Annotated in this window: 18 protein-coding genes; 8 read left to right on the top strand and 10 right to left on the bottom strand. The window is 52.9% G+C overall.

What is annotated here, in order from left to right; genetic code table 11:
* Nucleotides 1-123 precede the first annotated feature (123 nt).
* Nucleotides 124-462: a HepT-like ribonuclease domain-containing protein gene (locus tag ACXJJA_RS01040; RefSeq protein ID WP_456486367.1), complete on the top strand. Its 339-nt coding sequence runs from the start codon at nt 124-126 to the stop codon at nt 460-462.
* A gap of 351 nt (nt 463-813) precedes the next feature.
* Here the strand turns inward: ACXJJA_RS01040 and ACXJJA_RS01035 are convergent, their stop codons facing one another.
* Nucleotides 814-957 carry a hypothetical protein gene (locus ACXJJA_RS01035; protein WP_456486366.1) on the bottom strand — a complete coding sequence of 48 codons (144 nt, stop codon included), beginning with the start codon at nt 955-957 and terminating at the stop codon, nt 814-816.
* A gap of 35 nt (nt 958-992) precedes the next feature.
* Complete coding sequence (locus ACXJJA_RS01030) at nt 993-2897, bottom strand: beta-propeller domain-containing protein (protein ID WP_456486365.1); 1905 nt, start codon at nt 2895-2897, stop codon at nt 993-995.
* 152 nt (nt 2898-3049) lie between these two features.
* On the opposite strand from ACXJJA_RS01030, the gene ACXJJA_RS01025 reads away from it, so the two are divergent.
* Nucleotides 3050-3859 (top strand): inositol monophosphatase family protein, encoded by an 810-nt coding sequence (locus ACXJJA_RS01025; protein WP_456486364.1) that lies wholly within the window; start codon nt 3050-3052, stop codon nt 3857-3859.
* A 134-nt stretch (nt 3860-3993) separates the two neighbouring features.
* Here the strand turns inward: ACXJJA_RS01025 and ACXJJA_RS01020 are convergent, their stop codons facing one another.
* The 3 genes from ACXJJA_RS01020 to ACXJJA_RS01010 form a co-directional block, all read right to left on the bottom strand.
* Nucleotides 3994-4224 (bottom strand): hypothetical protein, encoded by a 231-nt coding sequence (locus ACXJJA_RS01020; RefSeq protein WP_456486363.1) that lies wholly within the window; start codon nt 4222-4224, stop codon nt 3994-3996.
* Nucleotides 4225-4336: 112 nt separating this feature from the next.
* The gene (locus tag ACXJJA_RS01015; RefSeq protein WP_456486362.1) at nt 4337-4492 is read right to left on the bottom strand and encodes a hypothetical protein; all 156 of its coding nucleotides are present in this window, start codon (nt 4490-4492) and stop codon (nt 4337-4339) included.
* A gap of 52 nt (nt 4493-4544) precedes the next feature.
* The gene (locus ACXJJA_RS01010; protein ID WP_456486361.1) at nt 4545-5438 is read right to left on the bottom strand and encodes a metallophosphoesterase family protein; all 894 of its coding nucleotides are present in this window, start codon (nt 5436-5438) and stop codon (nt 4545-4547) included.
* 32 nt (nt 5439-5470) lie between these two features.
* On the opposite strand from ACXJJA_RS01010, the gene ACXJJA_RS01005 reads away from it, so the two are divergent.
* The 5 genes from ACXJJA_RS01005 to ACXJJA_RS00985 all read left to right on the top strand — a co-directional run bounded on the left by ACXJJA_RS01005 (nt 5471) and on the right by ACXJJA_RS00985 (nt 6932).
* The gene (locus tag ACXJJA_RS01005; protein ID WP_456486360.1) at nt 5471-5677 is read left to right on the top strand and encodes a hypothetical protein; all 207 of its coding nucleotides are present in this window, start codon (nt 5471-5473) and stop codon (nt 5675-5677) included.
* Nucleotides 5678-5790: 113 nt separating this feature from the next.
* Nucleotides 5791-6132, top strand: coding sequence for a hypothetical protein (locus ACXJJA_RS01000; RefSeq protein WP_456486371.1), 342 nt, complete (start codon nt 5791-5793; stop codon nt 6130-6132).
* 171 nt (nt 6133-6303) lie between these two features.
* On the top strand, nt 6304-6492 hold the full coding sequence (locus ACXJJA_RS00995; RefSeq protein ID WP_456486359.1) for a hypothetical protein: 189 nt from the start codon (nt 6304-6306) through the stop codon (nt 6490-6492).
* 68 nt (nt 6493-6560) lie between these two features.
* Nucleotides 6561-6722 carry a hypothetical protein gene (locus ACXJJA_RS00990; RefSeq protein WP_456486358.1) on the top strand — a complete coding sequence of 54 codons (162 nt, stop codon included), beginning with the start codon at nt 6561-6563 and terminating at the stop codon, nt 6720-6722.
* On the top strand, nt 6723-6932 hold the full coding sequence (locus ACXJJA_RS00985; protein ID WP_456486370.1) for a hypothetical protein: 210 nt from the start codon (nt 6723-6725) through the stop codon (nt 6930-6932).
* Nucleotides 6933-6992: 60 nt separating this feature from the next.
* On the opposite strand, the gene ACXJJA_RS00980 is transcribed toward ACXJJA_RS00985, so the two are convergent.
* From ACXJJA_RS00980 to ACXJJA_RS00960, 5 genes are read right to left on the bottom strand one after another with little or no spacing between them, the layout of a single operon-like run.
* Entirely contained in the window at nt 6993-8222 is a 1230-nt protein-coding gene (locus tag ACXJJA_RS00980) for a Coenzyme F420 hydrogenase/dehydrogenase, beta subunit C-terminal domain (RefSeq protein ID WP_456486369.1), read from the bottom strand.
* Nucleotides 8223-8224: 2 nt separating this feature from the next.
* The gene (fdhF, locus tag ACXJJA_RS00975) at nt 8225-10255 is read right to left on the bottom strand and encodes a formate dehydrogenase subunit alpha (RefSeq protein WP_456486357.1); all 2031 of its coding nucleotides are present in this window, start codon (nt 10253-10255) and stop codon (nt 8225-8227) included.
* A complete protein-coding gene (locus tag ACXJJA_RS00970; protein WP_456486356.1) occupies nt 10252-10671 on the bottom strand; it encodes a hydrogenase iron-sulfur subunit in 420 nt (139 codons plus the stop codon). The genes fdhF and ACXJJA_RS00970 overlap by 4 nt, the downstream gene beginning before the upstream one ends.
* On the bottom strand, nt 10668-10895 hold the full coding sequence (locus ACXJJA_RS00965) for a hypothetical protein (protein ID WP_456486355.1): 228 nt from the start codon (nt 10893-10895) through the stop codon (nt 10668-10670). Before ACXJJA_RS00965 ends, ACXJJA_RS00970 begins: the two co-directional genes overlap by 4 nt.
* 56 nt (nt 10896-10951) lie before the next feature.
* Complete coding sequence (locus ACXJJA_RS00960) at nt 10952-11092, bottom strand: hypothetical protein (RefSeq protein WP_456486354.1); 141 nt, start codon at nt 11090-11092, stop codon at nt 10952-10954.
* A gap of 174 nt (nt 11093-11266) precedes the next feature.
* On the opposite strand from ACXJJA_RS00960, the gene ACXJJA_RS00955 reads away from it, so the two are divergent.
* A partial coding sequence (locus tag ACXJJA_RS00955; RefSeq protein WP_456486368.1) for an AsnC family transcriptional regulator occupies nt 11267-11372 on the top strand: 106 nt, incomplete at its 3' end.

The following is an 11372-nucleotide window of genomic DNA, read 5'->3' as shown; positions in this document are numbered from 1 at the left end:
CATTTGACAACTATATGGAACTAAAATTCTTCTTGGAAGACTTATTCAACTGTAAAGTTGATCTTGTGATTCTGGAATCTATAAAACCAGATTTAAAACCCCATATATTGAGGGATGTGAAATATGCAACGGGAGTATAAAGTGTATTTGAGGGATATACTCGAAGCGATAGGTAAAATTGAGAGATATACAGAAAATATGAATTTCGAGGATTTTTCAAACAACGAATTAATTCAAGATGGTGTGATAAGAAATCTTGAAATAATAGGAGAAGCTGTAAAAAATCTACCTGATGATATTAAGAAAGATTATCCAGAAGTAGAGTGGAGAAAAATAGCTGGTCTGAGGGATATTCTTATTCATGCATATTTTGGTGTGGACTTGGAGGTTATATGGGATATAGTGAAAAATAAAGTTCCAGAGCTAAAGGAAATGGTGAAAAAGATTCTCTCAAACCTATGATTTGGTGAACAAGAATGACGAGGTACTACATAAGCGACAACAAGCACTCTGCGGTGCTTCGCACCTTGCCCTCCAAGTCACTTAACAGGCGGATATGTGGCTCCGCCTTCAGCTACGCCCAAATTTCGCCTTACGGCGAAACTTCACATATCTCCGGAAAGTTGGACTCATAGGAAGAGCCAAAGGGCACTTGGATGGTGTATTCAAGATGACGGTTCGCAGAGTTTCGAGAAGCTGTTTATCGTGCGTAGAGGATTTAACGGGGTCTTATGCTTGATTCAGAGCCATCCAATACGAGTTGCTGGATTGCATCCCTGTAGAGAGAAATAGACGCACATGAGACTTCGTAGCTCAATTGCTGCTTTTCGTGGCGAACGCGCGCAGCGTCTCCCATCCGACATCGAACACCGCTTCCTTTCTTCTCCCGCCACGCCGTACCGTGCCAATACGCTTGTGCAGACGCCGCACAACACCATCCACTCTTACCGCTTCCACCGGATATCCGACGCAGCCTACGCTTTCACGGTTATTCAAGCGGTGCTTTTGGGCGGGTAAGGCGGGAAGGTTTCCATTTCGAACTCAATTTCGTTAACTCTCTCCCACGTCTGCTCGTCGAGCACCACGAGCTTCGTATCGGCAATCACGTAAAGGTGGTCGTCAATGTAAAGTGCCCTCCTGACGCCTTCGACGTTTACTCTTTTCACCAGTTCAAGTCCGTCCTCGTAAGAGAAAACGTAGCCGCCGTCGCCACATGGCAGGAAAAATATACCGTGCTTCTCATCAAGCAGGAAAGCGTGGTGCGTCGCCAGCACGTCCGACCAATACTCATCCAGCACGAACTTATCGAGTTCCACGGGCATTTCAAGTGAAGAGACGTCGAAGAGTGAAATCTTGACCTTCCAGTCCTCCTTCCCGATGCCCAAGATCAAATCCTCGGTTATCGGATGCAGATACGAGGAGTAGCCGGGAATCTTTAGCTCGCCGCAGAGCTTCGGCGCCGCAGGGTCTGAGAGGTCGATGACGAAGAACGGGTCAGTTTCTTTGAAGGTAACGACGTAGCCCTTGTCGCCGAGGAAGCGGACCGCATAAATCCGCTCTGAGACTCCTAAGCCTTCAAGTGAGCCGACGACCTTTAGCTCGTCGTCTAAGACGTAAACGTCGTTTGCGGTCTCCCAGCTTCGTGGCGTCAAGCCCCACCAGCCGCCAACCGTCGTCGCAATCCGCAGGTAGCCATCGTATTCGTCGAGCGAAAATTGGTTTAAAGGACGACCCGGAACTTCGCCTCTCGCCACAATCTCAAAATCTTTAAGCTCTATTTTCACAACCCCCGTCGTCTCGAAGTCTCGCATACGCTCGGCGAAATACTCCTCCGCCCGCCTGCTAATTTCGCCCTCAAGCCCTTTTAAATCCTCGGAAATCTCTTCCAACTCTTTTAAGCTCGTAACACTGCTCACTTCTGCCTTGCTTGTAAGGTCTTCAAGTTTCTCCAAAACGTCCTTCGGGAGAATGTCGCTGCACGCCTCCCTGAGGAACTTAGAATAAGTCTTAATGACGGGTTGCGGGTAGGAGTAAGTGATGTAGAGAGCGTTTTTCGACATGTAAATGACGGACGTGCTGGAACTTCCGACAAAAGAGACGCTTTTCTCAACTTCGCCGCTTTGGGGATTCAGAACTGCTGCCGTATAAACGACGTCCACTGGCACTATCTCTACCGGGTGGTAAATCTCAGATGCTGGAACTACAAGCGGCTCCTCTCCGAAGCGCGTGGCGATGCCACGCACCGCCAGCGGATATATCGGTGCTGGCTTCTCCCTGTTAAGCCAGTTCCTCGTAACGATGTAGATCCTGCCGCCGTAGAGACGGGCAGCAGCAAGCGTGCCGTTAAGTTCCACGTCCCACCTTTCTTCAGGCGCCTCTGGGCGTGAAACGTCGAACCCGTAAATCTTGTTGCCAGTAAAGAGCACCAGCATCCCGTCCTTTAAAAGCAATTCCCCGCCTTTTTCCAGCCCCACCCCCACTGACAAGTTGGAAGGCGGAAACGCATTTATTACCCTCGTTACGCCATTCGACGAGAAAAAAATGCGGCGCCCATCAGTTTTTACAATGTCGGGCTCATCGATGCCTTTTACTTGAACTGTTGTCTCCGAAAACCTAGAAGGCTCGCCAGCCTGCTCTGCGGCTTTGGGTGGCGGCGCAGGCTCAGGAAGTATTCCTACCTCCTCCCGAACGCCGCCAAAAAAGCCACGCATGTAACCGCAGGACAACATCAAGCTTTCCGCCTTTTCAAGGTAAGTGGCGAACTCCTCCGCCGATGAGAACTTTTCTATTCCTTCAACCGCTGTCGCCTCTCGAACACCGCCATGCAGCCAGACCGCAGCGAGCAGCACCGCAACGCAAACGTAAACCCCAACCACCAACGCAACAAGCTCTTTCATCACTCAAAACTACGTTTAGCTCACGATAAGATTTTCGATGACTACGAGCGGCGTCGTAGTTATGCGGCCGCTGAAGGCACCGGGCACAAGCGAAACAGACACTTTTTTAAAGCATCGCAAACTAAGCTCTTAAATCCAAAGGGGCGGCTGCGATGGCGAAACCGGACCTTGACGAGTTGTTGGAGATAGCGAACGAGGTGGGCAGTGCCGTAAGAGCGTATTTCGCAGAGAACGAAGATTACGGTGAGATAATTTCGAAGCGGGAAAAAGACGTTACTCGTAAGATAGATATGTTTGCGGAACGTGCTTTAGAGAAATCATTGGAGCATCACGGCTTGTGCGCCCGTATCATATCAGAAGAACTCGGTGACCACGTCTTCCCGAAGGGCGGGACACCGTCGTTCACGCTAATCTTCGACCCTATTGACGGCTCGACAAACGCAACGGTTGGTATTCCGTTTTTTTGCTCCGCTCTCGCATACTCGCCGAAGACCGCCGCCGTCCGCTTCAGCGATGTCCAAGCTGGCATCGTCTCCACGATTTTCGGACGCACGTATTATGCGGAGCGTGGCGGCGGCGCCTACGTTGACGGCAAGAAAATGCCAAGAAAGACCGTGGGAAAGGAAAAGCCTCTGTTCTCAATTTATGTTTATGGAAAGAGTGTGCCGCCAAAGCTCCTGCAACTCATGCGGCAGGGCGTCGTGATTCGGGCGCTCGGGAGCATCGCAATTGAACTCTGCTTCGTCGCTGAGGGCGCCATCGATGCTATCATCGACATAAGGGGCATGCTCAATGGTTACGACGTTGCCGCTTCCATCCGCATCCTCGAAGAAGCGGGCGGCATCGTAACCTCACCCAACGGTAAACGCCTCGAGGGCGAGGTCAAAAACGTCTTCGACGTCCCAATCATCGCCGCCTTAGACCCTAAAAACCACAAAATGATTCTTGAGATGCTCAGGTAGTCGGCGGCTCCTTTGGAGTTTCATTCGAACTTTCCTCTACCCCGTTAAGCCGATACAAAAATAAAATGGACTCCTGGCTGGGCCTGGAGTAGAGGCACCATTAAGAACACACGACTTCGAACGGGTAATATCCCTCACCAGCACGCCGTCGTGGAGGACGACGAAGTAATCGGTGCCCTCCGTGACGCCAAGACGACACAGCGACACGGCCACGCACTCCCGCCGGTGTATCCAGCGGCGCCGTAGAGCGGTGTGAAGTTGAAATGATAGCGTGCCAGCCGTATCGGTGATTTGCCGTCGCCGCAGAACCAGTAAACAATTATGAAATCGAGCGTGTGCGCCGCCCTGTCCGACTCGTAGTTCAATATATATATCCCTCGCCCTCTCGACCCACGAGGGCGCTCGCATAGACCATCGTCACGGCGATGCCGTAGTGCCCGTCAGAAACATAGCATAGAGGTTGGAGTAGAGGCTGCTTCACGCCGGACGCTGCTTCCCGTTTACGTCAGTCGCAAACGCCAAACATGCCTCCCTTTCACAATCACCTGCCCCCGTTTTAAGCCGCAAGCACGACAAACCGCCCTCAACGAACGCAGGACCCTCAACACGCACAAAAGCCGCACTCACAGCCAAAACATCATATACTCAACCCCCGCCAAATAAAGAGCAGCATGCTGGCTAAGGTTTAAAACCTCACAGACGCTCTTACAAGCTCGTAAGCGTCCTTTGCAGGCTCTGTTGCATCCAATAATAAATATGCCGCATACCTGTTCATGTAGGGCATGCCCTTCCTCGAAAATACCGTTAAGACCTTTCCATGCTGTCGCACTTCGACGCCGCCGTCGCAAGGCTCGTGACTCCTTATCAGTGTTCGCACGCCGAGCACGCTCAGCGCACGCTCGGTAACGTCCTCCCCAAAAAGTTGTCCGGCACCCCGGAACGACGGCATGCTCCCTTGTCCCTCTGCAGGGTCGCTCCAGAGAATTTCTTCGAAGTTCGGGCGTTGTGGGTGCATTTCATGCGCGAAGGCAATGTCCTCTTTCGAGGCGACGTGCGTCGGCACGCCGCCATGCACGAACAAGTAGCGACGCTTCACCATCGCAGAGAAGGGCAACAACTCCCAAAACGCTCTCACTTTCTCGTAAAGGCGCACGCCCTCGCCGCCATACTTCCGTCTGAAAAAGAGGGGAAGGTCGTGCGGCACCGCTTGCAGGTCGGGCGGACCCTCGTGGTTGCCCCTTAGCAAAATAACGGCGTCGCCGAAACGTCTTTTCAACTCCAAAATCACGAGATAGACCTCCACGCTCTCGTCGCCCCTGTCGCCGTAGTCACCCAGAAACAATATTTTGTCAGCCCCCCTCACACCGTTTAAGATGAAAAGTAGGCTTCTGAGGTCGCCGTGAATGTCGCCGACGACCGCAAGCTTCCCTGAAGCCGCAAGCTCCACAAGCCCGCTCCCGCCCCGCCGCTCTCCCTCAGCCTTCAAAACTTCGGAAACTTCATCCACCAGCCTCGAAAATTCAGCGGACGACGCCCCCCTCACTTTGCTCTTTAACTCCTCGCAGTCCACACTAAGCATGCTCTTTCATACTGCTCAAAGCGTTAAGAACGTTGGCGCTTGAGTGTCTCGGACGCCGACTTACTTCCGCCCGCGTGTTGAGCGCTGCAACAAAATCTTTATATTATGTTGAAATAATTACAGTCTTAGTATTAAAACAAATAGGTGATGATGTGAGTGTTGCGGCGAGTGGGGGGCGTGAAGAGGCTCATCGAAGAGGCGAGAGCGAGATGACCAGAGACGTCATGCACAAGGTTTGAGAAACAACAGCCACTTTGCGACTTTGGTCGTAAAGGTGTTTGCTGCGTCCTATACTCTGAGGACCCCTGCAGACTCTCTGAAAAAGCGCCTCTGGGCGTCTGCGGGCTAAACGCTGACCAAGTCGTCGCAAGAACTTTCTGAGGGGAGTGGCAGCGGGCTCGCCTGCTATGTCCACATCTGCGAGAACGCGGCGAGAACGCTCGCACACGCAGGTGTGAAGAATGTAAAAGCTCTGAAGGACGTTTGTGATGCCGTAGGAGTCGAAACGGATGCGAACAAGCTCGTGGGGTTCGTCCTTGCCGATGTTTATAGAAAAAGATGGGAGCCGAGCGAGATTGGGCTGAGGCTCGCTCCGAAGAAACGGCTCGCAGTCTACGAGAAGCTTGGAATAGTCCCCGGTGGAGCGATGGTTGAAATTGTGGACGCCCTCGTAAAATGCTCCTTCATGCCTTGAGGCTCGGTCTGACCATGGGGTCCGTCGCCTTCGCATGAGCGTCTGGATGAACGACGTTCTGCTCGGAACGCCGAGTCTTGCGACGCTCGAAAGTGGCGTCGGCGCCATCAATCCAAACGCAGTCAACACATGACCACCAGGCGCCAGAGGGCATTGCAACACGCCGAAAAAATGAAACAGATAGCCCTTGACGACGTCACCTACATCGAGGGCGCCGAGCACATCAGCCGGTCGCCTAAGCGTGCGGGAGAAGTCGCCAAGAGAGTTGTAGAGCTTGCCATCGGAGCTTTCAAAGAGAGGAAAAGAAGGGAGCGGAAAGAAGGCATGAAGAGGGCTACCGTTGACTATTTGACTGAGTAGCTTTTGAGGCGTGACGTCCTCGTCTGGACTGCTGGATACACCGCTTTCGCCCTTCAGGGGTTTGGTTCATGAATGAACAGGGATTAGAATTCGCGGGAGAGGGTCTCAGGGAGGTCTGCGAGGCTCTCAAGCCCCCGTTGGTCTGGGACTTTGACATCTGCACGTGTATTGGGATAATTGTAACCGTCGCAGAGGTTCTAGCAGAAAAGCTCGGCGTCGACCTCCCATAGCTGCCAGTCGTAGCTTCTGCGCCGCAGTGGCTTGAGGAACGGGCGCTCGGCGATTGCTGCCTCACTTTCGACTGTGGTTTCTTCCCACACGTCTGCCCCGACCCGTTCGTCAGCGGCTCCGGACTCGTCGCGAAGCTTCTGACTAAGACGCTGCCGACCGGCGGGAGACCCCTCGTGGAGAGAGCCCCACAAACGCTGCGGAAATCATGAAAAGACACATTATTAAAAAGAGAGTGGAGATTGAGCGGATGGATTGATGCCGGCGGACATTCACACCTTAGCCTTTATGAAAAGAAGTGGGTCGTCTTCGCTGAGTTCCTTCTCAGTGATTACTGTTAGTGGTGGACGCTCTTCGACGTTCATGCCTGGGAGGTATTCGAACGTCTGCTGAAGCTCTTTGTTGATCGCTTGGTATAATCGGGAAAGTGGAATCTCCGCAGGGCACACATCCTGACATTGCCCGCAGTTCACGCAGGAGTCTGCGACGTGCGCCAGCCTTATTAGCGGAAATGTTTTTTCCGGTGGGATTTTACCGCCATGAATGAAGCCCCGCCACGCTTCAAGATAACACTCCTTGCAGTAGCAAATCGGACATGCATCTCGACAGCCGAAGCACTTAATGCAACGGTCGAAGTAATTGAACCAATACCTTCGGCGCTCTTCTAAGCTCATCCCCTCCATCTCGCCAAAATAGCGCTCTTGCCACTCCTTCGAGCGCTCTAACGCATCTCGCTCCTTCTTCTCCCTCTCTTCAATAGCCTCCTTACTCGCAGTTTCTACCCTTATAACGCCAGCTTCCACTGCCTTCTTTAAAAACTCTCCTCCCTTTTCCGAGCAGACTTCCACAAACGTCGCCTTCCTACCTTCCGGCACGCCCCACTTTCCGCAAGCCAAATCCGCCATCCTTGGGATGCTTACTTCGCACCGCCGGCAGTTCTCACGCCGCCCGTAACCTCGCTCTTCAAGTTCCTTCAAGTCCCTCTCCCTCGTGCTTCCGTCATTAAGCGTGATGATGAGCTTCCCGTCGTCAATGTCCTCACGCACAACATCCTCAGGATCGACCCCAAACTCATCTTCAAACATTTTCTTCGCAATTCCCGGAGCAAATGTGCCCGTGCAGTTCATCCCGACCATAATGACATTCGCAAGGTTTATCTGCTCCCTTTTCGCCAACTCTATCATCGCACGAGCGTCACAAGGCTTGCAAACGACAGCAAGACGCATGCTTTTCGCTCCGTCAAGGTATTCCTTGACGCATCTCGCAATGTTCACCGGGGCGCAATGAAGGACACCTGCACACTCCAAAGTCTCCTCAGGTGTGGTGACGAGGGTTAAAACGCCGTCATACCGATTACCATCCCTCTTCTTCACTGCAAGGACCGCGTCCACAATCCCATTTTCGAGAGCGAACTTGAGCAACGCCGTCACCACGCCACCGTATTCCCCACTTCCTCTTATCCTCTCGTCAGAGGCTTCAGCCAAATACATCTCACTCATCATCCTCACCCTCTCCTCTCAATCCTGACCGCAGAATACTTAAATTCGGGCATTCTCGAAGGTGGCTCCGCGATAGGTCCTGTGAGGGCATTAGCAGGGGTCTCTGAAAAGTGCCACGGGATGAATACGACGCCCCTCTTTATGTTTCCGGTAACCCTCGCAGGCACTCTTATCTCACCGCGCCTCGATTTCACCACGACTACCTCCCCGTCATCGATCCCGAGCGCCTTCGCATCCTCGACGTTGATTTCAACCCATGCCGACGGCATCTCTGTGTTAAGCTTTGGCGTCCTTCTCGTCATCGTCCCGGTGTGGTAATGAAACAGGACTCTCCCGGTCAGAAGCGCAAACGGGTATTCCTCGTCCACCGGCTCCGCCGGTCCTTTGTATTCGACGACGAAAAAATGCCCAAGACCATCGGGCGTCCTAAATTTGCCATCTGCGAACATCGTGTCTGTTCCTGGGTGGCCTTCCGACGGGCAGGGCCATTGAATACCTCCTGCCCTCTCCAGCCGTTTGTAAGTAATGCCTGCGTATGCCGGGACCACCCTTCTTATCTCCTCGAACACCTCTTCAGCGGAACGGAAGTTAAACTTCTCGCCCATTTCCATCTTCGCCGCAAGCTCGCAGACGATCTGCCAATCCGGCATCGCTTCCCCCGGCGGCTCCACCACCTTCCGCATGAGCTGGACCCGTCTGTCAACTTCGGTCACCGTTCCCACCTTCTCGCTCCATGCTGCAGCAGGAAGGACGACGTCGGCAAGCTTCGCAGTCTCGGTCATGAAAATGTCCTGAACGACCACAAACTCCTTCTCCTCAAGCCTCTTCTTCACGTTGTTCGTGTTGGGAGCAGAAACCATGGGATTCGTTCCCTGAATGTAAAGGATGCGACATTTCTCAATCATTTCCATGTAAGTCAGACCGGGCTGTGTTGGTAAGCTCTCAACGCCCCAGAGCTCTCCGAACTTCTTCGCAGCGTCCTCGCCCACACGCACGAAGCCCGGATAGAAGACATTAACGACGCCCATGTCACCGGAGCCTTCGCCGTTTATGTGTCCTCTAAGTGGGTTTACGCCAGTTCCGGGCTTTCCAAAGTTCCCAGTGAGCATTGCGAGGTCCGCTAGCGCTCTGATGTTCCCTATGCCTTCGACATGCTGGCATATCCCTGCGTTGTAAATGATGCAACCACGCTCAGCCTTTGCATACGTCACTGCCGCCTCCCTTATTAGCGCTCTGGGAACACCTGTTATCCTCTCTATTTCGCCCATGTCGAGCTTCGAGAGGTATTTACTTAGTTCTTCGAAGCCCACCGTCCTTTTCTCTACGAACTCCTTGTTCTCCAGCCCTTCCTCCAGAATTACCTTCATCATGCCGTTTATCAGCGCTATGTCCGTCGCCGGATTTATCTGAAGGTGGAAGTCTGCGAGGTCTCTTGCAGTTATAGTTTTCCTCGGATCGATGACAATGACTTTCGCTCCTCGCTCCCTCGCCCGCATCACCCTTCTGGCGAGGAGTGGGAAGTTCTCCTTGAGATTCGAACCTGCGAGGATGATGCAATCTGCCTTTTCAATGCTTATCGTCGAAGTTTCCATCACGCCCGTGCCAACCGTTGAAATCAAAGCGGGAACCGTGGTGGAATGGCAGAACCTCGAAGGCGTGTCTACATTGTTTGTCTTCACGACGCACCTCGCAAACTTCTGCATTACATATAAATCCTCATTGGTGAGCTTGCAAGAGCTCACAAAGCCAACTTCTTCAGATTTCGCCTTTTTCAGCCTCTCCGCAATTAACTCTAAAGCTTCGTCCCACGTCGCTTCTCCGAATTCGCCGTTTTCTCTTATTAAAGGCCTCTCCAGACGCTCCTTGCCGTAAAGGAACTCATGAGCGCTCCGCCCCTTTGGGCAGTTCTTACCCTCGTTCACCGGGTGCTCCTTCCATGGCTCTACACCCACAATCCTGCCGTCCTTAACAACGAGGTATATCCCACACCCCGTCGCACAATAAGGGCAGCTTGTCGGCACGTATTCGACTTTCATCTTGATCCCCTCAACGGATTAGGACCTAGCTCTCTTATCTGCTCGACGAAGTCCCTCACGGTTTCCACGAACTTTCCGCCCTCTGATGCGGAAATCCACTCGAGCCGCAGCCTCTCTGGCTCTATCCCCACATACTTAAGGAGCTTTTTCAGCATCGTCGCCCGACGCCTCGCAAGGGCATTCCCTCTAAGATAATGGCAATCGCCAATGTGGCACCCACCGACAAGCACGCCGTCAGCACCGCTCGTGAACGCCTTTAAGACGAACACTGGGTCGACACGTCCCGTGCACATCACCCTTATGATCCTGACGTTCTCCGGGTATTTCAAGCGGGAGACGCCTGCGAGGTCTGCACCTGCGTAGGCGCACCAGTTGCATGTGAACGCAATGATCTTAGGCTCAAATCTCTCGCTCATCTCCCCCACCCGCAGACCGGACATATCTCCCATAGCACCGTCTTGAAGCATGGCGTCCCATGCCCCAACGCCCACTTGTGGACACGTCCGCCCCATGCCAGCGCACGCTCAAGCCGGAACGCATCTCTAAACGCTACGGCACGCCCAGAAAACGCCTCAAGCAGCAAATAAGATGAGGCGCTTTCATACTCAAATCTCCCTCTTGCAACATCCTTCGCCCTCATCTCCTCTCACCTTCGCTTAAGTATGCCGCTATGATGCCCGGTTACGTCTTACGGCGTTAAGCTCGGCGGCAGTTGTAGTAGCAAGCCGAGGGCGGGATGAGCACCGTCGTCCCGACTATATAAGCACACTGACGCACGTTGCACCCCCCCTCCCCACACGTCGGCACATCTTCCGCACCACGTGCACCACTTCTCATCACAGCAATTCTCACCATGTGGAAATAGCCACCTTTTGAAAATATCCTGCAAACTGAGCGCATCTGGAACACGGTGCTTCATACCACGCCACCACGACCGCTACTCAACTCGCACCTTACAACCTTAAACACATTTAACTTGCCACCCCAGCATTTAATTAAATTTTCGGAAAAATGCTTAATGAACGTAAAGTGGGTGGGAGAATGGACGAGCTGGACAAGAAAATATTAAGGGTGCTCCAAAGGGATGCGAGGCTCTCGTTCACGAAAATCGCAGAAG

It is taken from the genome of Candidatus Alkanophaga liquidiphilum (assembly GCF_053996935.1).
Note: the sequence above shows the minus strand (reverse complement) of the source record. Positions and strands in the feature narration are given on the sequence as shown.

What these genes read in the sequence shown, in the direction of transcription:
- ACXJJA_RS01010 (WP_456486361.1), bottom strand. Translation starts at nt 5,438, where the DNA reads ATGCTTAGTGTGGACTGCGAGGAGTTAAAGAGCAAAGTGAGGGGGGCG.
- ACXJJA_RS00995 (WP_456486359.1), top strand. Translation starts at nt 6,304, where the DNA reads ATGAAACAGATAGCCCTTGACGACGTCACCTACATCGAGGGCGCCGAG.
- ACXJJA_RS01025 (WP_456486364.1), top strand. Translation starts at nt 3,050, where the DNA reads ATGGCGAAACCGGACCTTGACGAGTTGTTGGAGATAGCGAACGAGGTG.
- ACXJJA_RS00960 (WP_456486354.1), bottom strand. Translation starts at nt 11,092, where the DNA reads ATGAGAAGTGGTGCACGTGGTGCGGAAGATGTGCCGACGTGTGGGGAG.
- ACXJJA_RS00965 (WP_456486355.1), bottom strand. Translation starts at nt 10,895, where the DNA reads ATGAGGGCGAAGGATGTTGCAAGAGGGAGATTTGAGTATGAAAGCGCC.
- ACXJJA_RS00980 (WP_456486369.1), bottom strand. Translation starts at nt 8,222, where the DNA reads ATGATGAGTGAGATGTATTTGGCTGAAGCCTCTGACGAGAGGATAAGA.
- ACXJJA_RS01040 (WP_456486367.1), top strand. Translation starts at nt 124, where the DNA reads ATGCAACGGGAGTATAAAGTGTATTTGAGGGATATACTCGAAGCGATA.
- fdhF (WP_456486357.1), bottom strand. Translation starts at nt 10,255, where the DNA reads ATGAAAGTCGAATACGTGCCGACAAGCTGCCCTTATTGTGCGACGGGG.
- ACXJJA_RS00970 (WP_456486356.1), bottom strand. Translation starts at nt 10,671, where the DNA reads ATGAGCGAGAGATTTGAGCCTAAGATCATTGCGTTCACATGCAACTGG.
- ACXJJA_RS00990 (WP_456486358.1), top strand. Translation starts at nt 6,561, where the DNA reads ATGAATGAACAGGGATTAGAATTCGCGGGAGAGGGTCTCAGGGAGGTC.
- ACXJJA_RS01030 (WP_456486365.1), bottom strand. Translation starts at nt 2,897, where the DNA reads ATGAAAGAGCTTGTTGCGTTGGTGGTTGGGGTTTACGTTTGCGTTGCG.